Origin of the sequence: Bacillus shivajii, from assembly GCF_020519665.1 — a bacterium.
GTDB classification, from domain to species: domain Bacteria; phylum Bacillota; class Bacilli; order Bacillales; family Salisediminibacteriaceae; genus Bacillus_CA; species Bacillus_CA shivajii.
In genome coordinates this window covers 2,026,259-2,049,399 of record NZ_CP084703.1, presented here as the reverse complement: position 1 = coordinate 2,049,399, position 23,141 = coordinate 2,026,259, and the positions used below count along the sequence as shown (strand labels likewise).

Below are 23,141 nucleotides of genomic sequence, written 5' to 3'. Positions count from 1 at the left end.
CTTAACTTCATCATGAGAAACAACTTTTCCCGCGTTTAATTCTTGAATTCCTTTATCAATCTTTGATCTCACATAAAGCTATCTCATAATATCTTCAAGGGTTGCATTCTCCGGTAAATCCTTTATTAACTTTATTACTTCTTCTTTTGTACTTAATTAATCATACCTCTCTTTCAAGTTATCATTATTATAGTACAATTACCATTTTGTTACATATATTTCATCACTATAAACATAGAATGATAAATACACGGGTTCACATTTACAAAGCTGCCCCTCTTGTTCTAATTATGATCTCATTTATTCTTAATGTTATTTTCAAACCAAGTTTTAATCTCTGGAAATTTGTCTATACCATCTTTGTAGTATGAAATAAACGTACCAGCCTTAACTAATACATACTCATCATTAATTTTCACAAGACAATATTCGTGTTTTGGAGTGGGTATGATTTCTTGGATTTTTTCTCCCTTTTTTTCAAAGAATTTATGTAACTGTTCTCGATCATCATCATGAAGTACCCAATTTTCCCCACCAAAATTAGTAACTTTATTATCTTCAGTTTCTTCAGTATTAATGGAATCTACCTGGATGTTTTGAGCCTTGAGATATGTTTTAAATAAGGTGTTATTTTCTGTCTGCTTCTCGATTAATTCTCCAAAACCTATAAACAGCATACCGATAATAAATCCACCTATACTATAATAAAAAACAACACTCCACGAACCTATAGCTATCCCAAAAAACAAACCGAATATGGCACCTGCAAAGATTATAATCAAACCTATTAAAAATAAAACATTTGCCACTCTGTTTTGGTAATTCACAAAATCCCTCCTATACTTTCGATTATAACAATACCATTTTACCATTTTATCCCTTTGTATAACTAGTACTCTTACTTAATAACGCACCTGACCCCCAACACGTTAAAGCTTTATCGTACTAGGGGTCAGGAACTGTTCTTACGTTAACGATTGAGCATATAGCCCTATTTACTGGAATCATTTATCCAATTTAAAATAAAATCCTATTTATAATTGCAATAAGATCAATGGCTTGTTCGTTTACAATCTCTAATTAAAAAGTTAAGACATTAAACCAAAAACACAAAACAATAAATGTGTTTAATACTAACTCCTCTCATTAACATATCACCATAAAAACACAGATCTCTTATGAAAGATTATGCTCCTTAACAAATTAAGGAGTTGCCTTATCGACCCACTCCTTTAAGGCTTTCAGTAATATTAAACTTCACTTTTTTACTTCTATGCCCTAACAGTAAGGCTTCATATATTTTTTTAGACGATACCGTCCTTTCATATTACTTACTAGCTAATTTAGGTTTAGGTATGAGAAATTAAAGGAATTTCAGTTTATACCTTTTTTAAAATACATATGTTTGATTAGGAACGTAATGAGGAGTGTTTTGTCCTTGCATTTACGTTATTAAGGTCACGTTAGGTTTCTAATACCGTGATCAAAAAATCGTACGATTACTTATTTTTAGGAGGCACGCGATGAGACTTTCAGGTGTAGGTTTAGTTATGCTAGCTGCAATATGCTGGGGCATTAGTGGGGGAATTGCTGCTATTTTAATGAACAAGGGCTGGGATCCTATTGTGATTTCCTTTTACCGCGGGGCTGTTGGATTTATATGTTTTTTCGCGTGGTTCCTCTTTCGCTTTAAAAAAAATTTTATCTTCTCTACTCGTTTATACATTTGGTCCCTTTTGGCGGGTGTTGGTGTAGCTGGAAATTTCACATTTTATGCTGTCAGTATCCAAGCCTCAAGCATTGCTGTTGCCGTTACTTTAATGTACACCGCACCTCTATTCGTCCTATTAATCTCCTTTTTATTACGTATAGAACGTTCGACTTGGTTTAAATGGGGCTGCATTTTTGGTGTACTTATGGGAATTATTCTGCTTACAGGTGCCTACAATACCGAATCGATTTCAGTGAGTTTTCTAGGAATTGCAGCAGGGCTTGCTGCCGGCCTTTCCTACGCATTGTTTATATTCGGGTTTAAAAATGCCTCTTCTATCGGAAAGCCGCAGACGATCTTAACCATCGCCTTTTTGTCATTTTGTCTCATCCTTCTTCTTTTTGCTGACAATGGCGAAACAGCTAGTGTGGTGACGTCAAGCGACATAGGATGGTTTCTTCTATTAGGACTCGTAGGGGCTGGAGTATCATTTATATTTTATGTGATTGGCCTTCGGTTGACTGTCCCTTCAACTGCTTCGATGGTCGCTATGATAGAGCCTGTGACAGCTTCATTATTTGGGGTTCTGCTTCTCGGAGATCATTTGACCACCATACAACTTCTTGGAATGGTGCTCATTCTGGTTACGGTCACCGTACTTCGTGTGAAGCAGTCCGAGAAAAAGACTATGCCCAGTAACTAATAGCATTTTCTCAGTGATAAACAATTAGTCACCAAAGGAAAAAGAAAGGCTGTGTAACAGACAATTCCTTCCACTCCTTCATTGGAGTCTCGGTGTCTACGTTGACGATCTTCTTGTACTAGACTTATTCAAAAAAACTGCTTCGCGTGAACTATAATAATAATCTTCCTTCAATAATTCGGTAAAAACACAATGTTGTGCTTACAATTCCACCTTGTGTGTGATTAACTATTGTCGCTCGACATGAGCATATCCCTCTCGTTTTCTGAAGTTGGTTTGGCGGCCACTTCTATTATATAAACGAGAGGGGATTTTTTCCTATTACACCCCTTAATGGTTTATTTTCACACAGGCAGAGCCTGTGGTTTAAAAAGACTGTAATTACCTGTCCCCAGTACGTTTAAGTTTTATCGTCTGGCGGGGCAGGAACCGTTATAAAGGAAGCAAGAGAACCGTCCCTCCGCTTCTCTTAATTTAAATCATCAGGATTAGGGAAAGCATGTTTTTTCTTTTTGACTTCATAAAAGAGGCTTCCATCAATATCTGGTGTTTGATTTTGTTGCAATATCATTCCACCCATCAATTTTTTAAACTCTCCTACCGTTAGCGGTCTTGCATCTGGCACAAGTTCATATCCTAACTGACCATTAGGCTCAATCGTAGCATTCTTAATATCGGTTAAATTAGAAATACCATTTTGGCGGACCTGCATTTCTAATTTATCGACGGTTAAACGCATTTTTTTTAAGTTCTGAATATTTACTTGACCATTTTCGATTACAGGGATTGCCTTACCTGTAAATATTTTCTCAAGAGAGTTAAATTTGACTTGTAGATACTCAATGAATATAAGTATTCCAATAAACATGGCAATCGTCAGAATTGTTCGTATAATACTATCTTCTATAATTGGTTTAACAATGATTGCACCAATTGAAATCATCACAACTGTAGTTGTAATAGTCATTTGTGCAATTGATTTTCTACCTGATATCCTAAGGAGTAGAAATCCCGTAAAGACTAAGATAATGGATTCCCAAATGAAATCGAAAAACATGCAAACACTCCTCTGAAAAAATTGGTTTGAAAAGAAGCCCTCACTTGAGAGCTTCTTTACCATAATGGGGTGAGATTACGAAAAGGAAGTCTTCATAAATTATTTCCAACTTTCTCGAAGTTATTTACCTCTAAAAATCGAATGGAGTACCAAAAAGTAACAATCTGCAAATACCTACTAAAGAGAATTAAAACCTCCCCTCCCTGACAAAATAACCTTGTGTTAAGGAGGTGAAAAGGTCATGGCTAACAACAACAACCGTAACAACCGTAATAACCGTCGTAACGACCAAAACAACAATGATTTAAATAACAACAATGATTTAAATAACAACAATGATTTAAATAACAACAATGTAGAGTTTGCTAATGAAAATGATGCTCAAGATTTAAACAATCGTAATAACAGAAACAATCGTAACAACCGTAATAACTAATAATAAGTAAATGAAGAGCCTAAGTATTCCACTCTAAATAAGGAGTCCTCCAACATGGATGAGTAATTTGCTTATCCTATGGAGTGATTCCTTATGATCTGAGTCCAAAGTATGTATGAGAATAGAAATACATAACATCCTTTAATTGTTTATCCCCATTACAGCCAAGAAGAAACTTAGTTTGATAGTATTATTGGTTACTAAAGATTTGATATTAGCTCTGTGTTAGAAGCAATGAACACGATAATTTCCCCAAAATACTATAAAACATATACATCACCTAAAGAATTAGATTCACCTCTTTTATTATGCCAACTCCTAAAGAAAATTCTCTTGAAAGTTTTACTACCAGTCAGAAAATGTTGGAGGATCTAATATCCCTAGATATGTTGGGAATAACATAATATGACATCGTTTTAGAATCGCTTCATAAGGAGGTGCGTAAAGTAATGCCGTATGCGAAACAAAAGCGCCAACCAGCTATTTACTATGAAACCATAGGAAAGGGAACACCCGTTATCCTTATTCCACCTCCTGGAGTTGGGCATCTGGCCTTTCGTTATCAAATTCCTTTAATGGATGTATGCATGCTCATCATGTTTGATATAAGAGGTGATTGTCGCAGTGATCGAAGCTCTGAACCAATTACGATGTCACAACTTACTTACGACGTGAAACGAGTCTTAGATGCCAATAATGTGGACAATGCTATTGTTTGTGGTTATTCAAACGGGGCACTGATCGCCCAAGAATTTGCGCTCACGTATCCTGAAAAAACATTAGGGCTTATCCTCATTGGCGGTTACCCTGAAGTAAAAACCTTTTTACTAGAGAAGGAATATCAAATAGGTATATGGGCTGCCAAAAATGAGTTAATGACACTACTTGCAACAGCACTTGCCAAAAATCATTTTACTGATAAACAACATGCTGATGAGTTGTATCAAGAAATTAAACGAACAGATCCACAAATGTTAGCAAGCCAATACCATCTTGGTTTACATCACAGCTGCTTAAACCGGTTACATCAATTGAATGTCCCATTATTAAAAATTTACGGTGCTGACGATCATTACATTCAAGTTTATCAATATTTGTTTCGGCATTTAGTCCGGGATGTTGAGGTTGTATATGTAGACAAAACAAAACATCAAGTTCCTACAAAATCTCCCCATGCATGTAATGCTTTAATAAAAGAATGGATGACAAGGAAAAACTTGATTCACTTAAATTAAAGAAAACATTTAAAAGGTAGCAAAAATAGTCAACATCAAGTTGGTATGCACTCAATAACTTTAAGAGTACCTTTTAATACCTTCCTGTTGAGTTTTCTCCATTCGATCAAGTCTATTTAACACTTCTTTAAACTGTAGGTCAACGTCACAAAATCGTTCTAAGATGATTTTAAGTAACTGTCCATTATCCATTTAATCACCTGTTATTTAAATTTTATTAGGTTTTTTGTCGAAAACATGGTATGCTCTATCTAACCATTTTAATACCTGTATCATGTTGTCTCTTTGGCTGGCTAAAATGTCTAATCCATTCATTACGAAAATATAGACTTTCTTTAACATTTGTCTATATCTAAGTTTTAATTAGGATACGGCGTTAATTAGTCAGCTTTTTTTATACATATTCTTTAATTAAGGATTCAGCTTACAGTGAACAGTACAAAAAATAAGAAAGACTTTCAATCAAACCTTTAAGGGTTTGATTGAAAGTCTTTTGTTAAGGCTGTTTTCTAAAAGATTGCTCCTGCGATTACTCGTCGCAGGTAAAGAGTGTTGCTTTTAGTAAAAAATTAATTTTTTTGAATCCGTTACAGGCGGACGCTTTCACTCCAGAGCACAAGTGCGACATCTGTTCACTCTTCACTTCGTTCCAGTTCACAGTGTCTTCTTTGCCGAGGGCACGGCTTCAGCTAACTTTGGAAAGAAATGCATTTTCTTTCCGAAGTGGATCTTCAGCTCGTTGCTCCTGCGGTTACTCGTCGCAGCTCCAAGCAGTTCAAAGAAGTAATGCTCGTTGCTCCTGCGGTTACTCGTCGCAGCTCCAAGCAGTTCGAAGAAGTAATGCTCGTTGCTGTTCCCGCTGGAGTCGCCACCTTTCACTTCTTTAAGTTATTAAAAAGCAACAATTTATACGAAAAGAGCCGTTAAATACAGCGTTAGCTTCCCCACAGTCTTTTTAATGTCTCAAGGGCGTTTTTCCTTTGAGACGTGCGGCATGAAGGTAGATGTCATTTTATAAATTCCTACCTATTAAAAAAAGGACTCTATAAAAGAGTCCTTAAATAATTATGCTTTGTTTACGTTAGTAGCTTGAGGTCCACGTTGACCTTGCTCAACGTCAAAAGTAACTGTTTGACCTTCTTCTAAAGTTTTAAACCCTTCGCCTTGAATAGCTGAGAAATGTACGAATACGTCGTCTCCACCTTCTACCTCGATGAATCCGAATCCTTTTTCTGCGTTAAACCATTTTACTGTACCTTGTTGCATGTTTGTTTCCTCCTGTGTGGATCTGTTCCACGATTTAATACTATTATTGCTCAATTATCAAAGGGGAAAAGTTTAAATACTTAATCTTTCCTTAAAGACACGAACAAAAATAATTCTTCCTTATAGTAACAAAGAAAATTCATAAAGTCAAATCAGATCTACTAATTAAGTACGCTGTACTTTCTGATCCTCCCCCCGTCTGTAACTTCAGCATGGTACAATGCTTTAACGGCATAAATCTCTCCAAGTTGTGCTCATTCATTAGTGCCTTTAACCTTTGTTGCCATTCTTTATTATTTTGAATCAGTTCGTGCATTAATACCTCATAGGTTTGCCGCTCCTTTTTTTCAATAACGCACCTGACCCCCAGCACATTAATGCTTTATCGTTCTGGGGGGCAGGAAACTTTATTACAAGGCTATTTGTTTTTGTGTCATGTTTTCTCACTTAAATAATCAACGTCATAAAATAACTCCATCAACCTTCTTAGATAATAAATGAAGAGGACCTTTTAATACCTTCCTGTTGACCTTTCTCAATTCGATCAAATTGTCTATTTAACACTTCTTTAAACTGCAGGTCAACTTTATCTAATCGTTCTAAGATGATTTTAAGTAACTGTCCATTATCCATTTAATCCCCTCTTATTTAAATTTTATTAGGTTTTTTGTCGAAAACATGGTATGCTCTATCTAACCATTTTAATACCTGTATCATGTTGTCTCTTTGGCTGGCTAAAATGTCTAATCCATTCATTACGAAAATATAGACTTTCTTTAACATTTGTCTATATCTAAGTTTTAATTAGGATACGGCGTTAATTAGTCAGCTTTTTTTATACATATTCTTTAATTAAAGTTTCAGCTTGCAGCGAACAGTACAAAAAATAAGAAAGACTTTCAATCAAACCTTTATGGGTTTGATTGAAAGTCTTTTGTTAAATACAGCGTTAGCTTCCGCCACACTCTTTTTTAATGTCTCAAGGGCGTTTTCCCTTTGAGACGTGCGGCATGAAGGTATTAAAGAAAAGCGCAAGCGCCCTCGCTTATCGACGATGAAAACTGGACTGAGCCGAGCGAGATAAAGGAGAGTTGAAAGACGCGAGTCTTTCATTCTCGACTTATCGTAGACGAGGTGAGGGAAGTTTCTCAAGTCGATAGGGCGCTGAGCTAGACAGCTACCCAGGGCCAAAAAATATATACTTTCCTACCTATTAAAAAAAGGACTCTATAAAAGAGTCCTTAAATAATTATGCTTTGTTTACGTTAGTAGCTTGAGGTCCACGTTGACCTTGCTCAACGTCAAAATTAACTGTTTGACCTTCATCTAAAGTTTTAAACCCTTCGCCTTGAATAGCTGAGAAATGTACGAATACATCGTCTCCACCTTCTACCTCGATGAATCCGAATCCTTTTTCTGCGTTAAACCATTTTACTGTACCTTGTTGCATGTTTGTTTCCTCCTGTGTGGATCTGTTCCACGATTTAATACTATTATTGCTCAATTATCAAAGGGGAAAAGTTTAAATACTTATTCTTTCCTTAAAGACACGAACAAAAATAATTCTTTCTTAGAATAACAAAGAAAATTCATAAAGTCAAATCAGACCCAATAATTAAATACGCGGTACTTTTTAATCCTCCCCCATCTGTAACTTCAGCATGGTACAATGCTTTAACGGCATAAATCTCTCCAAGTTGTGCTCATTCATTAGTGCCTTTAACCTTTGTTGCCATTCTTTATTATTTTGAATCAGTTCGTGCATTAATATCTCATAGGTTTGCCGCTCCTTTTTTGAGCGCCTTATACTAGTTCAACTATTTAATGGCTAAGCTAACCTTCAGTTTTTTTCCTTTAATCGTTGTATGTTCCATTGCTTCTAACACTAACGATCCTTTTCCATTATGAATATCAACGTAGGTTAACGTATCTTGGATAGTAATTATCCCAATATCCTCTGCCGTCACCCCAGGAATATTAGCAATCGTTCCAACAAAATCTACTGGTCGAAGCTTCTTCTTTTTCCCACCATTAAAATGGAGCTTCATAATATCTTTATTTATCCGTTGCGTTTTATTATTTCTAACAACTCGACGGCCACTAATTTTTTCATCAAAAGCAGCTTTCCCTCTAGAAACTTCCTCCTCGCTAGGTGCCTCCATGACCGGTATGGGAAAACCAATGTACTTCTCGATCCCTTTAAGGTACTTCCCATCGTTTGGTGTGGCAAACGTAATAGCTTTTCCTTTGTTACCGGAACGGCCAGTTCTTCCTGTTCGGTGAACATAACCTTCTTTTTCCATGGGGACGTCATAGTTAATGACTAACGTTACATTGTCAACATCAATTCCCCTAGCAGCAACATCCGTCGCCACCAGATAACGGAAATTCCCCCTCTTAAATCCATCCATGACGGAGAATCGGTTTTCTTGCTCTAATCCACCATGAAGTTTTTCACAGGAATAATTTGCACGTTCTAATTCGGAAAACACCGTATCCACATGCTCTTTCGTATTGCAGAAAATAATACAACTGTCTGGATTCTCCACTACGGTTATATCTTTAAGGAGCGTTAACTTCCCTTTTGGGTTAACCTTAATTAAATGGTGTTCAATCGAAGCAGTAGTAATCCCTGAAGACGCTACCTCAATATGCTGGGGATTTTCCATATATTTATGACAAAGATTTTCCACATCTTTAGGCAACGTTGCAGAAAACACCATCGTCACTCTGTTGGCAGGAAGTGCCTTAATAATCGCTTCCACATCGTTGATGAAACCCATATTTAGCATCTCATCTGCTTCATCAATAACGAGATACTCAATTTCATCCAATGCTAAGGTTTCTCTTTCCATATGGTCCAATACCCGTCCAGGTGTCCCAACAACAACATGATTCCTTTGTTTCAATTCCTCTTTTTGTTTCGAGAAGGGCTCTTTTCCATAAACAGCCATGGCTTTGATCCGCTTAAATCTACCAATATTTGCAATATCCTCTCGAACTTGAACAGCAAGCTCCCTTGTTGGTGTGAGAATTAATGCTTGGGGATTTCTTTCCTCCCAATTCATCATTTCACAAATAGGGATTCCAAAGGCCGCAGTTTTTCCGCTACCCGTTTGAGATTTAACTACTAGATCTTCCATTTTCATGGCTAGTGGAATGACTTCCCTTTGAACCTCTGTTGGCATTTCATATTTCATTAATGAAAGTGCCCGATTTATTTCCTCACTTAATTGATACTCAGCAAAATTTCGTTCACTCATACCCTGACCCCATTTTTTTATAATTTCTATTCATGCTTTGTTCATTGGTAATGTTGATTTTCGCTTCAGAAACTCGCTTTCCAGGTGGAGTCCATGCAGTTTGGACTTCACTAAAGCAGAGCTTATTGAACTGACTTTTACATTATCTCGTCCGTAATTCAGACCACAACTGCTCAAGCCACTTATCAAAATCCGCACCCTTCTCTCCTTCATATGTATCATACACATCAATTCTCATCTTTTTCAGTTTTTCTTTAAAATCTTCATAGGAGTGATCCTTAGGCAGGCTCTTTTTTATGCGAACAAGAATTTTTTTCGTACCTTTAATGGCGTCGCCTTCTTTCCTTTCAGGCATCGTCACCTTTTCCCCTAAGTCTAGAAGTTGCCGGTAAGCAGCTTCTCGAACTTTATAGACCGAATCACCTGCCATACTATGCTTTAATAATTCAATCGTCTCTCTCGATTTCCACTTCGCTAACTCTTCTACCGCATCCAACCGTTCCCGCCAATTCGCTTTTCTATTGATGGACTTTTTTAATTCATCAAAATTCGCAGGTAAATCTGTTCTTTCTTCATAATTACTCAAATCATTTTCCCTCTCTTCTCTTTATATATTCGACCAAACCATTAACAGATAGTTTACCTTTAATTGCATTTCAACATACACGTTTCATCCGTATAGGGAGCACGTGATGGTTCCTGGCCAATGATAAGGAATTTTAGAACGCACACCTCTTTTCATCGAATTATTTATCTGAATCAATTTCATAACTGAATGAATGTCATAACTCAAAATAAGGTGTGAAATTTCGAATGGTGAGCGTGAACTTCACTTCAGACGGACGCTTTCCCGAGGGCTTGTCTTCAGCTAACTTAGGTTCGATTACTCTTCGCCTAAGTGGATCTTCAGCTCGTTGCTCCTGCGATTACTCGTCACAGATAAACAGTGCTCCTGCGGTTACTCGTCGCAGCTCGAAGCAGTTCGAAGAAGTATTGCTCGTCGCTGATCCTCTGGGAGTCGCCGCCATTGTTTTAACAAATATGTTGTTTTTTAGGTAGACAGGGTCTCATTTCTCCCTAAAATACGTTTGTTTTACAGCATAAAACTGCCAGTCACCTGTAAGTTATGACTGGTAACTTATTATTATCCAAGTTGAGCTTCAGCGTATCAGGAATATTACCTAATGGCAACGTAAGTTTTTCAGCATATAACAATCGTTGTTTTGTAGGATTGTCCATACTACACTGTTTCTAAGTTGTAGAAAACTCAGCCGTTTATCTCAAAACGTAAAAAATTTTAAAATAACCCTCCCCTTTTTTGAAGTTTGGATGTATCTATTCTTATGAAGGGGGAGATCAATATGATGGAAAATGGACAAGTAACGATTTTTGCGGAGTATTCAACGTTTGAGGATGTATCATCTTTTAATGAAGCGATCAATCAATGGATGAATCAATATGACCGCTATTTTACGAAAGGAGAAAAGTTGGCGCTTACTTTTTTAACTCGTTATAGTGTGAAAGTTGTCGGTGTGTCCAATGTGAAGATTGCAACAATCCTTAAAGTCATTCATGAAGAATATGGTGGCAATGGTATTTCACGCTCTACATTTAAGAGAATGGTATCGAAAGCGAAGAAGATCGGTATGATCAAGACATACACGCTGAAACGAACTAGCGGCGGCCAGTCAAGTAACTTATATGTGTTCCAGCCATATCCGAATGATGGTGGTTCATCTTCTCGAAAAAAACAATCTGGACTAGCTCAGTCCTATGTCCCTAAACGTCGCTTACATTCAAATGAACCACCGTACCAGCAAAAATTGAACCACCTAATAAAAACTAAAGAGTATAAAACTAATAAATTATTAAATAAACGTAAAGAGTCGTTGGACCACTCGTATACAAGTGACTATGTCCCTTACTCTTTTCAAAACCTCGCAAAAAATTTCTTTGACTGTGCTGACACGATTGAAAGTTATTGGCGAATGGTACGTATTTGTGCGTATAAAAATAACTACGAAACTGAACAGAACCTCATGATCGACACCGCTATCAAAGCCTTTAAACAAACTGTTCGTACCATGAAAAAGAAGACCATTCATCGTCCGATCGCCTATTTTTACGGGGTACTAAATAACAAGTTTGAAGACATTTATATGTTTGAAGTGAATGAGCTGATAGAACAGCAATAACGCACCTGCCCCCAACACGATAAAGCTCTCACGCACTTGCGGTCAGGACCGTTATTCAATAACCAATAACTACTATTCCACATCACTTGTATATTTTTCTGGTAACAACTCCATTGCATTACATTTAACTAAATCTCCATTGTACATAATGATTACATCCGCACCTTTACCATAGTCACTAATTAACTCACGACACATACCACAAGGGGCTACAACCCAACATTTCTCTATATCTTCGTGAGGATGAGGGTGAGCTACGGCTACAATTGTCTCAAATTCATGTTCCCCTTCAGATATAGACTTACCAATAGCCATTGCCTCACCACAAACTGTAATTCTTCCAACGTTTGCTTCTACATGAACCGATGAAAAGATATTACCTGACGTGGTTCGTACGGCTGCACCAATATGATGTCGCCCATAACTATAATTATTTTCAATTACTTTTTCTGCTTCCCTAATTAATTCAAAGTCTTTATTTTCTAGTGGTCTTACGTTAAGCATTATTTTCTCCTCCCGAAAAATCTATCTACATTTATACTTTTCTCCCTAATAAAATAATAGTGAAAAAAATTGCGACAGATTCTATCGCTATTCTTTCAGTAAGTTTTTTTAAAACTCCTATACTATTTGCTATATGTGAGTACACACCACCATAAATATAACCAATAACATATGCCAAACAAGCTATTAATAAAACGAAATAAAATAAAAACTCTTTATAACCAATTTTAAAACGAGGACCTATTTCCAATTTGCCATACAGTTTATTAAACACCACTTGGACCTCCAATTTTAAACAAATAAAAATTATGTCTTGTTATTTGTTAATGATTAGGTATAACCATTCACCAGTTCTTTTCCCAAATGAATAAAATTCGTTATAAAGAACAACGATTACCAACAAAATTAACGTAAAAACCATTAAAGACATTACAGGGTTTTGTAGGATCAATGTAAACTGACTTCGGAATTTCTTCACATTACCTCCTCCAAGTTCAAAATTTACGAAATCATTAAAACCTCACCGATTCTTACCAACCTTCTTTAACTTCCATGCATTATGAATAGCCAATATCATTCCCAATATTCCGAATTTTTTTAATGGGTGTATATAAAATTTAACCAACTTCCCAAAGTTGCTTACAACTGTATAAACAGTACACTTGCTACCTTTTTTGTAGAACCTCTCTTTAGGGTATAAAAAAATGAGCTGAAACATTGCAACTCACAAATTTTTACCAACACAACCCGTTCGTGATACAACAAAACTTTCGAAAATTGTTCACGTCGGAAGCTTCTACTTCTCTAGTAAATTGATTAACTAAACTAGAAAAACATAGGGAGCATATAAAGTAATAATGTTGCAACCAAAACTGAAACAAATATCAAAATACAATTAATGACAATATTCATAGGTGGTACATATTTAGGATTATCTAACTTATCAAGTTTCTCATTTATTTTTTTTAACTCTTTTACTATCTCTTTATTTATCTCGTCTGACATAACTATCCCCCTAATTTATGTAATTATCTAATCCTAAGTAGCAACACTAACGGTTAGACTTACTTATTCCATTTATGATTCCGTTCGCTGAATACGAACAGCGATAGCTTATTCAACAAGCTTGTTAGTACAATAACAGTAGCGAGAACTTCTTCAACTCTCACTCTTAGTTTGTTACAGTTGCAAAATGTGTAATTTAAGATTAATTAATAGCCCTTAAATATCCCCGCGTAACTGCCTTTCTAACGCTTCTATGATTTCATTAATTGTCTTTTTTTCTATTTCTGATAATTCGTTTGTTTCATATAATGCTTGGGTTGTACTAATTACTTCTTCAAGGTCGTGGTACCATGCATAATGGGCTAGTAAATTACTAGTACTTTTTACAACCTTTTTGTCTAATGCACTTAATTTTTGTATATACCATGTAGGTTCCTCTTCAAAGAGGTCATACATGACAGCACCATATGCCGCACTTGCTGCCCCATCAAGTTTATTATGTAATGAAAAAATATCGTCTATATATTCCATTTTTATGGACGTTTCTAGCTGACGGATCCAACCAATGACTTCATCGAAATATGCACCTTCTATACTATTGTAAGAAGCAGGATCAAGTTTTTCTAAGGAAGTTAAAACTTTATTTATATCTTCTTTACTGTTTTTGTCAGCCTTTATTAACGAATGAACATCCAACTCAATATCCTTTGCCGTATTATTTTTATCTTCTATTTCTATTGATTTATTTTTATCGGGTCCGTCTTGTTCATTTATACTTTCTTGTTCGGTAAAGTCTGTGGATGTTTCCTCATTAGTGTTGAAACATGCAACTAATAAAGTTAATGACAAAATAAGCCCGATTATAAACATGAAGTTCTTCACCTTATCATCTCCTATAATAATTGTACATTTTGTTTATTCAACAAACCCCTAAATTCTATGATTAAAATGCCCTTGATTAAAATAAAGATTGATATTCCTTATAGAAGGATTGCTATTCATATATTACTAAATCAACTTCATCACCATAATAAGATAATGCAACGAAATCTCCTCGTTCAAACGGAGTTTCTGTAAATGCAACCCAAAAAGAAATGGCACCATTTACCCTTATATATTTATCTTCCTGCCCCATGAACTAACACATCTTTTACATCTTGATTATTACTTGTAAAGTAAGCAATAGAAAAGGGAATATCAGAACTATTCGATCCTGAAAAACCTCCCTTTTTTATATCTGTATATCCGCCACCACCTACAACTTGCTGGGAATAATTATCTCACTCTGCTTGTAAGAATCGCTTTGTTAAAAGTTCAATTAAATCATCTGTTAAGTCTAAATAAGTCATATTATGTTTTAATACATACTTATCCCCTTGCCATTGTTGTCTTACTCTTAATAAAACTGCGCCATCTCCACGTCTAACGATTACCTCTCTTACATCTGACGTATATTCAAATTCAGAGCTGTAAGTCACTGGACTCATTTTCAACTCATTAAAGAAAAATCGAACTTCTCTAGCATCATCAACATATTTAACCTTCCAAACGTCATCTTTTAAAACAAGATATTCTAGAGTTAAAGGTTTTTTATACCAGCTCCAATCTAAATAAGTAACCTCATCTTTTTTGAAAGTGATTGGGTTAAAAAAGTATGTTGTATTTATGAAAACTAGTGTACCTATTAAAAAGATACTAATAAAAATTAGGGTGAATAACTTCTTCAATTTAAACTGCCCTCCTTAAGGCTATTTCACTAAAATGCTTGTTATTTAAAAAGGATTGATGTGTACTTATTAAATGTAACTCCCCCATTACTTGAATAAGCTTTATCATTTTAAGCTTAACATTATTTTCCTTTTATTCAGGCAAAAAATAGCGTCTCTTATTAAAGAAACGCACTTCGTTAACGAAATAAGGATTAATAACGAAATTAAAACACTCTAATCCAAATCTTATAATTACTATCATTCAATTCAATTATTTTCATTTCTTTGTTCAATACTGACTTTTCATCTATGTACCCTGCTTCGAATTTTCCAGTACCTGAGCCTTGGTTAAGTTTTTCAGCAGAAGGCATACCAATATTTATAGCATCAGTCACTAACCATTTACCATCGATTTTTTCAATATTTGCTACGAATTTTTCGTCAAGATTATTCATAGTTCCTTTATAGACACTAATCACTCTACCTTCGTCAATTTCAATTGTTTCATAAATTTCCTTTACTTCAGCGTAATTTTCATCTAAATGGATTCTTTCTAATGTTTCTACTGGAGTGTTTGATGAATGATCATTATTTGCCTGACAACCTACTGTTAAAATTAGTGTAAAAATAAATAATATTCGATACATATAACCCTCTCCTTTATATAGGATACGTTTAATTTGTCTTTAAAGTTTCATTTTTCGTTACGATTCAGCTTAAGTAAAACCCTTCACAAATTAGGCAAAGTATAACCTTGTTTTAATTTAATGGATTGTTTTCTGCGCATCAAGTCAAATACGAAAAGACGATCACATAGGATGCAATCGTCTCTTAGAAGGTTAATCCATTACCAGTATGGTTGTACAGTGTAGCAAAAGATGAGCGATCTTATTCAACCGGCCCAGTGAGCACTATTATAAGTTATTTTTATTAAATAAAATCTTTTTTCAAATTGACATCTTTTTACCATTGGGAAGGATTTCTAATAAACCTTTTTTCATATGATTTAGTGCGGTTTCTCCCATCTTGTTTCGCTTGATATAAAGCCGTATCAGCATTATTAATTAAGGTATTCATATTACAATGATCAGACGGTACTAACGTTGCTGTACCTAAACTTATCGTAATGTGATCGCTGACTTTAGAACCTGAATGTGGAATATTTAACCTTCCAATGGCTACTCTAATTTTTTCTGCAACAACATATGCTCCTTCTTCATCAGACTCAGGGAGGACCACACTAAATTCTTCGCCTCCATACCGGAAAACTAAGTCCCCTAATCTCCTAAGGGTGCCTTCTATTGCATTAGCAACTACCTTCAGACATTCATCTCCTGCTTGATGTCCATATATATCGTTATAAGCTTTGAAGTGGTCAAGGTCTATCATAATCAAGGATAAAGGTTTGGAGTTTCTTCTAGCTCGATTCCATTCTGCTTCTATACATGCATCGAAACTTCTACGATTCTTCACTCCGGTTAGTCCGTCTATCGTCGAGAGCTGCTTTAAAATTTCATTCGCTTCTTTAAGCTTTTGCTCAGTCAACTTCCGCTCTGTAATATTACGAGATACCGCAATCAGCTTATGATCTTTAGAGTTTACTCCCTGTAACAACCTTATAGATGATTCAAACCATATATATTCACCATCACTCCTAAGCATTCGATATGAAGAAGTGCAGTAACCAGTTTCTAATAATGTTTGATGTTTCTTTCTGGTGATTTCATGGTCATGAGGATGAATAAACAAATAAGCCTCTTTACCAATCATTTCTTCTTCATCATATTGCAAAATTCGTTTACAAGCTGGTGATGTATATAAGTATTTCCCATCAACATCATGTAAAGTGATCATATCACTTGAATATTCTGCCAATAAACGAAAACGTTCTTCACTTTTTCTTACGGTTTCTTCTAATTTATTTCTTTCTGTAACATTAGAAATGATGACTTGAAGCGCCTTTTTCCCTTTGTAATCGATTGGTACAGAGGAAAATCTACCATCAATTACGTTCCCATGAACATCAATAATTTTACTATCATAGGGTTCAAGATGCTTATTTAAAGCAATCGTTTTTTTGATCCGCTTGAAAACATCTTCTCGATGATCAGGATGAATAAAGTCGCTAATGTTTCTGCCTAAAATGCTTTTATAGCTATTTGCGCCAATCGTTTTTACCCCTGCTTCATTTATATAATCAATTTTCCCTTCAGAATGAATAACCATTGACTCTGGTGAATACTCGATGAGTTTCCTATATTGTGCTTCATTTTTCTCTACCTGTTCTATTAATCTTTTTTGTTCCGTAATATCTTGCATGTGTGAAATAAAATATAATGGGCGGTCTTGTTCGTCTTTCACCAATGAAACACTTAATAACACCCATATTAAATTCCCTTTTCTATGAATGTAACGCTTTTCCATTTCATAATATTTGATGTCATCATCATTTAACATTTTTTTGACATTGTTTAAGTCTACATCTAAATCATCAGGAAAACTTACATCTTGAAATGTGATGTGTTCAAGTTCCTTTTCAGAGTATCCGAGAATTCTACATAAAGATTGATTGACTTTTAGAAACTTCCCCTCTAGGGATACGACCGCCATTCCAATAGAAGCAAAATGAAACGCATTCAAAAAAAGGTTATCATTCTGGATTTGTCTCATAAATAACCACTCCTAATTACCCATTACTTATTACTTGGGTTAATTAAAGTATAAATTATTTGAAATATTAAAACTATAAAATTTCAAATAGTTACTTATTTTGACATAAACAACCTCTTCCTTACGTTCATTCTTTCACATAGTCACCCGAAACCGGGGGCATTTTGTTGATCGGTATTGGTCAGTTAGACATTATAAAACATGAGTAACTTTGTTATACAAATGCTTTCCTCGCATTTTAAAGCAATAATGCTTTTATAAGAAAAATAATGATATTTTTTGCCCTCAACCGCATCTTTTTGTCTATAATTACGTCTGCAATAATGAGCAAATTGAGTAAAATTTGAGTGAAGAAGTTCCAACGCTCTCGAATCGCATTACAACCATACCATACGAATTGAAAGAAAAAAGGGGAATTTATTGTAGTATATCGAGCAACTCCAAGGTCTTTTGGATTAGAGTCGTTTGTCTTGGAGATGAAATTCTTGTGGTTGAGTGAAAAAGTAACCTCAGATATTCTTGAGCGCATATTTTTCATATTTTCAAATATGAAAGTAAATGATTACTAATTAGATGAGGAGTTGGTAACATGCCGGAGCTACACGAAACTAGAAGAGGTAGAGATTCTTATGACCAAGATTTCCCACAAATACTTAAGAATGTAGGAACGATTGCAAAAGCATTGGAAAGCATTAACAACCTTAACGATCAAAACTACGATGATTTAGTAAGTCAAATTATTGAAATCGCTAAGGAAAAATATCATCAAGAGCAACTTAAGAAAATTGCGGATGAAATGGCTGAATATGATTACAAAGTTGCTCAAATATTGGATATGTATAAAAAATGATAAGCAATAATCACAATTTCGTAATTTCATCTGCGCTTGTATTAGTATTTTTAATTGGCTCTCTCTTGTTTTTATATTCGCAACTTTCTCAATTCGAATTTAACCAACAAGCGCAAAATAATTATCTTTATTCAGAAGTTGATAAACCTCCTTCAGTTGAAGTTTTTCATTATGGATCTGATGAACAAGAAAGCATGTTTGATGAAAATTGGAACCCCGAAACTTCTGAAACTGGCTTTAAGTTATACGACCATTTTCATGATGATATTAGAAAATCTCAAGACATAGATGATAAAACTTTAGAAGAAGCGTTCCCTATGGCAATGAGTGAAAGGCGCATGAAAGAAACGTTGATCTTTATGCTCAATTCAAAAGTGGTTGCCGAATGGAAATTTAATGTATTTGAAATAACGGAAGAACGAACAGAACGATTATTGAAAGTCGTCCGAGAGCGAGGGGAACTTGAAGCAGATTTTGAACATGGGGAAATATATTTGAATATTTTGTTAGAATGGCAAAATAACAATTTTTCCAATTCTGTTGATCATCATGAAATATTGTGGGGATTACGTAATGGAAAAACAGATGGAGAAGCGATAAGATTATTTACTCCAGAAGAAGAACAAGAATTTAAAGAAAAAGGTTATCCGTTGCCTCAAGCGGAGCATTTCAAATTACGAGATGGGAACTGACCGTTTAACTAAATACGACTTAATCGAACATGAGTATGCACGTGTAAGGAATTCCCATGAGTTGATAGAACATACAGTTATTCGTTCATAGGCATAATAAATATACAATCTTAAAATTCATAAAGAAGGAGGAGCGAAAATGCCCCTCCTTCTTTATTTTATTTAGCTGAATTACTTAAAAACTTCATATTCTTTACGAATTTAGCATCATGAATATTGATTTTTAGGCTTACTATCACCAAAAATGATTTCCCATAATAGTACTCCGTGGCTATTTAACGGGCAAGCATGACGCAAGAAAGGCATGGAATCTCCATGCCTTTTTTGTGTTTACGATTTACTTAGTGGATTTTAAGAGAGTCGATGAACATTTGTAACCTTTGAATGTACACGCCACCATTATAATCTTCTCGATCTGCGTGCTTATGTTTGTAGAACCATTCACCAGAAATTTCGAAGAGCTGGATATATCCATCGATAAACTCTCCTTCCATTCCACTGTAATAAGAATAGTGATGAGGAATTCCACCACCTAAATCTTCATGATAAGCAACATCAATGTTAAAGGCATTAAACATGATTTCCTTTCCTTCATCTAGAGGAAATCCATCCATTAGTTTACCGAACGAGTAAAAACTTTTTTCCGAAACAAATGGCTCAGTAAAGCGCCATTCCGTAAAATACTCATGCTCAATCCGTTCAACTTCTGTGTCACTTGGCAAATAGCTTGTGATGCCTAACTCCTCAATCTCATATAGCTCAACATCAACTTCCTCAAATCTAGATGCCCCTACTGGAAGGATGACGTTTTTTTCCTTTGGTCGATCGTACTCAGGGTGCTGTTCTCCCTCAGAACCGTGAATCGTGTAAGGGGTATCCACTACCCTCATATATGAAAAAAAGATCCAAGGTAAAGTCCAGCTTTCCAAGTGATCAAGGGGAAGATCTGCAATGAAAACCATTGGTTGCCCAAATAATTCGGAAACATATAACTCCTTAAAACGACCATTTTCTTCATCAATAATGGCGGACACTTCGGTGTTTTCTATATTAAAAGGAAACACATTGTCAAAAGGAAATAATATTGCAATCTTCATTCTTACTTCGTCAATGATGGTTTCGACAGGAATCGTCACACTCTCTTTTTCGCTAAACTCCGTTGTGATTTCACGTATTTTTTCTTCTAGTTGTGCTTCACTGATCCCTTCGTTTAATAGTATGAATTCCATACGCTCTGTTTCAGGTCCATTCATGTATACCGAATGAGCAACCTCACCCTCTTCTTCCTCTACAGACCATGTTGTCGGAAGACGGACAGATAATTTATCATTATAAATGTTATATGATCCCATTGCATTAAAGTCATCATGGTCAAAAGATGGTCGATCAAGCACTCTTTCTATTAAAACCTCATTTTCTTCAGCATAGGGTAATTCGCCGTTCTCTCCTCCACCAACACCAGTGTTTGCATCATTTACTAATGAGTCACCTTGTAAGAAAGTACTATTTAAGATTAAAAGTCCTGCGATTCCTGCAGCTGCAACTGTAGCGACACTACCGATTAAGCGTTGGCGAAGTTTTTTCCTCTTCTGTTCTTTTTGTTGTGATTCTATGACGTCTTTAAGTCCTTCTTCGAATGCATGAAGGCTTTTATCACGTGCTTCTTTGGAGCTTTTCATTGTCTGTTGTTTCAATATGTTACGAAGTTCATCGTTAGGCTGTTTACCGTCTTTCATTAGCTACTCACCTCCAGCTTAACTTGTTCTGACAAAGCTTGTCTTGCTCTTCGCTGCATTGATTTTACAGAAAGAGTAGTTTTACCCATGATTTCTGCTGTTTCTTTAATTGAAAAGTCCTCGATAAACCTCAAATGGAGTACCGTTTGATAATGGACTGGAAGTTTATCTATCGTTTTAAGGACTTCATCAACTTGTATATGACGAAGGACCGTGTTCTCTGCTGATTCATCCTTTCCTCCCATGTTTTCAATTACATCTTGGTCCATTGAAATTGAGAGGCGCTCCTTATTCTGCTTCCGGTAATAATCGATAACGACATTTCGAGCAATTTTAAAAATCCACGTTTTAAAGGATGACTTCCCTTCAAATCGACTAAGTTGTCTTGCAGCTTTAAAGAATACATCTTGCAGCAACTCTTCTGTATCGTGATAACTATTCGTCTGTATGTATATGTAATGAAAAATTCGATCCACATAGCGCTCATGTAATTGCTGGATCGCTTGTTGATCACCTGTAAGTATCTCACGTATAAGTTCGTGATCGTTCATTTCCTCATCCTCCTATTCTTCTTTCGTCATTATAGACGATGCAATGGTATAAAAGGTGCTCGGAAAATAGTTTTTTTAGTATTTTTTTCAAATTACTAGGTGGATTATAGTAGTAAACAGTCTGTCATCCTTTCGTACACTTTTTGTCACTTGGTGGTGAGACTATGTCAGAGGTGGTACATGTTAGGACTGTAATCAGAGTCGTTCATAATTTCTAGGGTTATTTTTTATAGCCTACTTTGTATTATTTAACTACATCCTTTTGAATCTATATCCGTAATATTAGCAATAACTCGTAATGTTTCGTTGTTTACAGTACGGGTGTATGAATAAAAAAATATAGAGGATGACTCATCCGTGCCTGGCACTGATAAGTCATCCTCTATATACGTATAAGAAACTGAAGATTTTATTGATTGCCATTGGCCAATGGAAGCACAAGAACCGTCCCCATGCATCCTTTGGAAGCACGAGAACCGTCCCCACGCTTCTACAATTCTTTAACCAATCCTTCTACTGCAACGACTTGGCCCTTTTCATTAAAAACGGGTAATTCCGCTATTTCTGCCTTACATTTTGACCCATCTTTTCGGATAAGTTCTACTGGATATTTAGGCTGTTGAATTCCTTTCAATGACAAATCTGTATATTCAACTGCAGCTTCATTGATCGGACTGTCGGTTAAAATTCGCTCGAAATTTTCCATCACTTCATTAGGATGATAGCCTAAAATGGTTGTAACAGATTCTGAGACTTGTTCAAAAACACCATTTTCATCATGTCTGTATGAGAAGAATCCAACATCACCATTTTTTCCTGAATCTAACAAAAGTTTTCTTCCTTTACTATTAACCTTTGAATACAATTCATCCATATTTTTCAGCACTTGAGTATTATTATCAAATACTTTATTCGTCATTTCCTTTACATGTTCTGAAGTGGCAAAGATCTCTTCCGATGTTGCTAATTGTTCCTGAGTTACGCTAGCAATTTCTTGTGAAAAAGAACTTGCATTTTCCATATCTACAACAATACTATCCATTTCTTCTCTCACATCATTAGATACTGTATGTATCTTTCCGAATATTTCATCTGTGCTTTGAACGGATTCATAAACACCAAAAATACTTTCTTTATTTTTATATGTTTGCTGAACAGCTTCATTCACGATATTTTCAACATTAGTAATTAATCCTTCAATTGTATTCGTTGCTTCAGCAACACTTTCTGATAGCTTTCTAATTTCTTGAGCCACAACGGAAAAACCTTTACCATGTTCGCCAGCCCGTGCTGCTTCAATTGAAGCATTAAGTGCTAATAAATTCGTTTGAGAAGCAATATCATCAATTACTTGAATAATACTCTTAATTTCAGAAGTAGAATCACCAGCTTTAGAAACTGTACTAGATAATTGGTTAATAGATTCTGTCACACCCGTTACATCATCTAAAGTTGCTTTCATTGCGTCTTTCCCTTGTGAAGAAACTTCTCCCATTTCAACTGTTTTTCTTTGGACATGCTTACTTTTCGTTGAAGACTCAGAAACAACATCAGACAA

The 23,141-nt window shown here is 35.5% G+C and carries 28 protein-coding genes and 1 pseudogene; 7 read left to right on the top strand and 22 right to left on the bottom strand.

Annotated elements, in window-relative coordinates:
- Nucleotides 1–296: 296 nt before the first annotated feature.
- Nucleotides 297–827, bottom strand: coding sequence for a hypothetical protein (locus LGQ02_RS10085; RefSeq protein ID WP_226518024.1), 531 nt, complete (start codon nt 825–827; stop codon nt 297–299).
- A gap of 696 nt (nt 828–1,523) precedes the next feature.
- Here LGQ02_RS10085 and LGQ02_RS10080 point away from each other — a divergent pair.
- Nucleotides 1,524–2,414 carry a DMT family transporter gene (locus tag LGQ02_RS10080; RefSeq protein ID WP_226518023.1) on the top strand — a complete coding sequence of 297 codons (891 nt, stop codon included), beginning with the start codon at nt 1,524–1,526 and terminating at the stop codon, nt 2,412–2,414.
- A gap of 469 nt (nt 2,415–2,883) precedes the next feature.
- On the opposite strand, the gene LGQ02_RS10075 is transcribed toward LGQ02_RS10080, so the two are convergent.
- Nucleotides 2,884–3,471, bottom strand: a complete 588-nt coding sequence (locus LGQ02_RS10075) for a DUF421 domain-containing protein (protein ID WP_226518022.1) — start codon at nt 3,469–3,471, stop codon at nt 2,884–2,886.
- 241 nt (nt 3,472–3,712) lie between these two features.
- Here LGQ02_RS10075 and LGQ02_RS10070 point away from each other — a divergent pair, with 241 nt between their 5' ends.
- Both LGQ02_RS10070 and LGQ02_RS10065 read left to right on the top strand, forming a co-directional pair.
- On the top strand, nt 3,713–3,907 hold the full coding sequence (locus tag LGQ02_RS10070) for a hypothetical protein (RefSeq protein ID WP_226518021.1): 195 nt from the start codon (nt 3,713–3,715) through the stop codon (nt 3,905–3,907).
- 449 nt (nt 3,908–4,356) lie between these two features.
- Nucleotides 4,357–5,142 (top strand): alpha/beta fold hydrolase, encoded by a 786-nt coding sequence (locus LGQ02_RS10065; protein ID WP_226518020.1) that lies wholly within the window; start codon nt 4,357–4,359, stop codon nt 5,140–5,142.
- Between the two features lie 60 nt (nt 5,143–5,202).
- Here LGQ02_RS10065 and LGQ02_RS21285 read toward each other — a convergent pair whose 3' ends face one another.
- Nucleotides 5,203–5,334: a hypothetical protein gene (locus LGQ02_RS21285; RefSeq protein WP_264184014.1), complete on the bottom strand. Its 132-nt coding sequence runs from the start codon at nt 5,332–5,334 to the stop codon at nt 5,203–5,205.
- A 513-nt stretch (nt 5,335–5,847) separates the two neighbouring features.
- Between LGQ02_RS21285 and LGQ02_RS10060 the strand changes: the two genes are divergently transcribed.
- Nucleotides 5,848–6,069, top strand: coding sequence for a hypothetical protein (locus LGQ02_RS10060; RefSeq protein WP_226518019.1), 222 nt, complete (start codon nt 5,848–5,850; stop codon nt 6,067–6,069).
- A gap of 138 nt (nt 6,070–6,207) precedes the next feature.
- Here LGQ02_RS10060 and LGQ02_RS10055 read toward each other — a convergent pair whose 3' ends face one another.
- The 6 genes from LGQ02_RS10055 to LGQ02_RS10030 form a co-directional block, all read right to left on the bottom strand.
- A complete protein-coding gene (locus tag LGQ02_RS10055; RefSeq protein WP_226518018.1) occupies nt 6,208–6,408 on the bottom strand; it encodes a cold-shock protein in 201 nt (66 codons plus the stop codon).
- A gap of 139 nt (nt 6,409–6,547) precedes the next feature.
- Complete coding sequence (locus LGQ02_RS10050) at nt 6,548–6,724, bottom strand: hypothetical protein (RefSeq protein ID WP_226518017.1); 177 nt, start codon at nt 6,722–6,724, stop codon at nt 6,548–6,550.
- A 170-nt stretch (nt 6,725–6,894) separates the two neighbouring features.
- Nucleotides 6,895–7,041 carry a hypothetical protein gene (locus LGQ02_RS10045; RefSeq protein ID WP_226518016.1) on the bottom strand — a complete coding sequence of 49 codons (147 nt, stop codon included), beginning with the start codon at nt 7,039–7,041 and terminating at the stop codon, nt 6,895–6,897.
- A 616-nt stretch (nt 7,042–7,657) separates the two neighbouring features.
- Nucleotides 7,658–7,858 (bottom strand): cold-shock protein, encoded by a 201-nt coding sequence (locus tag LGQ02_RS10040; protein WP_226518015.1) that lies wholly within the window; start codon nt 7,856–7,858, stop codon nt 7,658–7,660.
- 367 nt (nt 7,859–8,225) lie between these two features.
- Nucleotides 8,226–9,671: a DEAD/DEAH box helicase gene (locus LGQ02_RS10035; RefSeq protein ID WP_226518014.1), complete on the bottom strand. Its 1,446-nt coding sequence runs from the start codon at nt 9,669–9,671 to the stop codon at nt 8,226–8,228.
- A gap of 142 nt (nt 9,672–9,813) precedes the next feature.
- The gene (locus LGQ02_RS10030) at nt 9,814–10,257 is read right to left on the bottom strand and encodes a HEAT repeat domain-containing protein (RefSeq protein WP_226518013.1); all 444 of its coding nucleotides are present in this window, start codon (nt 10,255–10,257) and stop codon (nt 9,814–9,816) included.
- Between the two features lie 775 nt (nt 10,258–11,032).
- Here LGQ02_RS10030 and LGQ02_RS10025 point away from each other — a divergent pair.
- Nucleotides 11,033–11,866, top strand: a complete 834-nt coding sequence (locus LGQ02_RS10025) for a hypothetical protein (RefSeq protein ID WP_226518012.1) — start codon at nt 11,033–11,035, stop codon at nt 11,864–11,866.
- A gap of 72 nt (nt 11,867–11,938) precedes the next feature.
- Here the strand turns inward: LGQ02_RS10025 and LGQ02_RS10020 are convergent, their stop codons facing one another.
- The 9 genes from LGQ02_RS10020 to LGQ02_RS09980 form a co-directional block, all read right to left on the bottom strand.
- Entirely contained in the window at nt 11,939–12,370 is a 432-nt protein-coding gene (locus LGQ02_RS10020; RefSeq protein WP_226518011.1) for a cytidine deaminase, read from the bottom strand.
- 31 nt (nt 12,371–12,401) lie between these two features.
- Entirely contained in the window at nt 12,402–12,644 is a 243-nt protein-coding gene (locus tag LGQ02_RS10015; protein ID WP_226518010.1) for a hypothetical protein, read from the bottom strand.
- Between the two features lie 42 nt (nt 12,645–12,686).
- The gene (locus LGQ02_RS10010) at nt 12,687–12,848 is read right to left on the bottom strand and encodes a hypothetical protein (RefSeq protein WP_226518009.1); all 162 of its coding nucleotides are present in this window, start codon (nt 12,846–12,848) and stop codon (nt 12,687–12,689) included.
- 347 nt (nt 12,849–13,195) lie between these two features.
- A complete protein-coding gene (locus LGQ02_RS10005; protein ID WP_226518008.1) occupies nt 13,196–13,375 on the bottom strand; it encodes a hypothetical protein in 180 nt (59 codons plus the stop codon).
- 216 nt (nt 13,376–13,591) lie between these two features.
- Nucleotides 13,592–14,257, bottom strand: a complete 666-nt coding sequence (locus tag LGQ02_RS10000) for an RNA-dependent RNA polymerase family protein (protein ID WP_226518007.1) — start codon at nt 14,255–14,257, stop codon at nt 13,592–13,594.
- Between the two features lie 112 nt (nt 14,258–14,369).
- Nucleotides 14,370–14,510, bottom strand: a complete 141-nt coding sequence (locus LGQ02_RS09995) for a hypothetical protein (RefSeq protein ID WP_226518006.1) — start codon at nt 14,508–14,510, stop codon at nt 14,370–14,372.
- Between the two features lie 145 nt (nt 14,511–14,655).
- A complete protein-coding gene (locus LGQ02_RS09990) occupies nt 14,656–15,102 on the bottom strand; it encodes a hypothetical protein (RefSeq protein ID WP_226518005.1) in 447 nt (148 codons plus the stop codon).
- 206 nt (nt 15,103–15,308) lie between these two features.
- Nucleotides 15,309–15,731, bottom strand: a complete 423-nt coding sequence (locus tag LGQ02_RS09985; protein WP_226518004.1) for a hypothetical protein — start codon at nt 15,729–15,731, stop codon at nt 15,309–15,311.
- A gap of 316 nt (nt 15,732–16,047) precedes the next feature.
- Nucleotides 16,048–17,754: a PAS domain S-box protein gene (locus LGQ02_RS09980; protein ID WP_226518003.1), complete on the bottom strand. Its 1,707-nt coding sequence runs from the start codon at nt 17,752–17,754 to the stop codon at nt 16,048–16,050.
- 589 nt (nt 17,755–18,343) lie between these two features.
- On the opposite strand from LGQ02_RS09980, the gene LGQ02_RS09975 reads away from it, so the two are divergent.
- Nucleotides 18,344–18,604: a hypothetical protein gene (locus LGQ02_RS09975; protein WP_226518002.1), complete on the top strand. Its 261-nt coding sequence runs from the start codon at nt 18,344–18,346 to the stop codon at nt 18,602–18,604.
- On the top strand, nt 18,601–19,296 hold the full coding sequence (locus LGQ02_RS09970; RefSeq protein ID WP_226518001.1) for a DUF6241 domain-containing protein: 696 nt from the start codon (nt 18,601–18,603) through the stop codon (nt 19,294–19,296). Before LGQ02_RS09975 ends, LGQ02_RS09970 begins: the two co-directional genes overlap by 4 nt.
- 341 nt (nt 19,297–19,637) lie before the next feature.
- On the opposite strand, the gene LGQ02_RS09965 is transcribed toward LGQ02_RS09970, so the two are convergent.
- From LGQ02_RS09965 to LGQ02_RS21485, 4 genes and pseudogenes are all read right to left on the bottom strand, one after another.
- Complete coding sequence (locus LGQ02_RS09965) at nt 19,638–21,032, bottom strand: hypothetical protein (RefSeq protein ID WP_226518000.1); 1,395 nt, start codon at nt 21,030–21,032, stop codon at nt 19,638–19,640.
- Nucleotides 21,032–21,583, bottom strand: a complete 552-nt coding sequence (locus LGQ02_RS09960; RefSeq protein ID WP_226517999.1) for an RNA polymerase sigma factor — start codon at nt 21,581–21,583, stop codon at nt 21,032–21,034. The genes LGQ02_RS09965 and LGQ02_RS09960 overlap by 1 nt, the downstream gene beginning before the upstream one ends.
- Before the next feature lie 490 nt (nt 21,584–22,073).
- Nucleotides 22,074–22,457 carry a PAS domain S-box protein gene (locus tag LGQ02_RS21490; protein WP_404802420.1) on the bottom strand — a complete coding sequence of 128 codons (384 nt, stop codon included), beginning with the start codon at nt 22,455–22,457 and terminating at the stop codon, nt 22,074–22,076.
- A gap of 162 nt (nt 22,458–22,619) precedes the next feature.
- A pseudogene (locus LGQ02_RS21485) lies at nt 22,620–23,045 on the bottom strand (methyl-accepting chemotaxis protein); the annotation flags it as partial.
- Nucleotides 23,046–23,141 lie beyond the last annotated feature (96 nt).

Bases quoted from the DNA above. Each gene is read 5' to 3' on its own strand.
- LGQ02_RS10035 (WP_226518014.1), bottom strand. From the start codon at position 9,671: ATGAGTGAACGAAATTTTGCTGAGTATCAATTAAGTGAGGAAATAAAT.
- LGQ02_RS10020 (WP_226518011.1), bottom strand. From the start codon at position 12,370: ATGCTTAACGTAAGACCACTAGAAAATAAAGACTTTGAATTAATTAGG.
- LGQ02_RS10065 (WP_226518020.1), top strand. From the start codon at position 4,357: ATGCCGTATGCGAAACAAAAGCGCCAACCAGCTATTTACTATGAAACC.
- LGQ02_RS10025 (WP_226518012.1), top strand. From the start codon at position 11,033: ATGATGGAAAATGGACAAGTAACGATTTTTGCGGAGTATTCAACGTTT.
- LGQ02_RS09995 (WP_226518006.1), bottom strand. From the start codon at position 14,510: ATGGGGCAGGAAGATAAATATATAAGGGTAAATGGTGCCATTTCTTTT.
- LGQ02_RS09975 (WP_226518002.1), top strand. From the start codon at position 18,344: ATGCCGGAGCTACACGAAACTAGAAGAGGTAGAGATTCTTATGACCAA.
- LGQ02_RS21490 (WP_404802420.1), bottom strand. From the start codon at position 22,457: ATGGATGAATTGTATTCAAAGGTTAATAGTAAAGGAAGAAAACTTTTG.
- LGQ02_RS09960 (WP_226517999.1), bottom strand. From the start codon at position 21,583: ATGAACGATCACGAACTTATACGTGAGATACTTACAGGTGATCAACAA.
- LGQ02_RS10070 (WP_226518021.1), top strand. From the start codon at position 3,713: ATGGCTAACAACAACAACCGTAACAACCGTAATAACCGTCGTAACGAC.
- LGQ02_RS10055 (WP_226518018.1), bottom strand. From the start codon at position 6,408: ATGCAACAAGGTACAGTAAAATGGTTTAACGCAGAAAAAGGATTCGGA.
- LGQ02_RS10080 (WP_226518023.1), top strand. From the start codon at position 1,524: ATGAGACTTTCAGGTGTAGGTTTAGTTATGCTAGCTGCAATATGCTGG.
- LGQ02_RS21285 (WP_264184014.1), bottom strand. From the start codon at position 5,334: ATGGATAATGGACAGTTACTTAAAATCATCTTAGAACGATTTTGTGAC.
- LGQ02_RS09985 (WP_226518004.1), bottom strand. From the start codon at position 15,731: ATGTATCGAATATTATTTATTTTTACACTAATTTTAACAGTAGGTTGT.
- LGQ02_RS10045 (WP_226518016.1), bottom strand. From the start codon at position 7,041: ATGGATAATGGACAGTTACTTAAAATCATCTTAGAACGATTAGATAAA.
- LGQ02_RS09970 (WP_226518001.1), top strand. From the start codon at position 18,601: ATGATAAGCAATAATCACAATTTCGTAATTTCATCTGCGCTTGTATTA.
- LGQ02_RS10050 (WP_226518017.1), bottom strand. From the start codon at position 6,724: ATGCACGAACTGATTCAAAATAATAAAGAATGGCAACAAAGGTTAAAG.
- LGQ02_RS10075 (WP_226518022.1), bottom strand. From the start codon at position 3,471: ATGTTTTTCGATTTCATTTGGGAATCCATTATCTTAGTCTTTACGGGA.
- LGQ02_RS09965 (WP_226518000.1), bottom strand. From the start codon at position 21,032: ATGAAAGACGGTAAACAGCCTAACGATGAACTTCGTAACATATTGAAA.
- LGQ02_RS09980 (WP_226518003.1), bottom strand. From the start codon at position 17,754: ATGAGACAAATCCAGAATGATAACCTTTTTTTGAATGCGTTTCATTTT.
- LGQ02_RS10005 (WP_226518008.1), bottom strand. From the start codon at position 13,375: ATGTCAGACGAGATAAATAAAGAGATAGTAAAAGAGTTAAAAAAAATA.
- LGQ02_RS10040 (WP_226518015.1), bottom strand. From the start codon at position 7,858: ATGCAACAAGGTACAGTAAAATGGTTTAACGCAGAAAAAGGATTCGGA.
- LGQ02_RS10060 (WP_226518019.1), top strand. From the start codon at position 5,848: ATGCATTTTCTTTCCGAAGTGGATCTTCAGCTCGTTGCTCCTGCGGTT.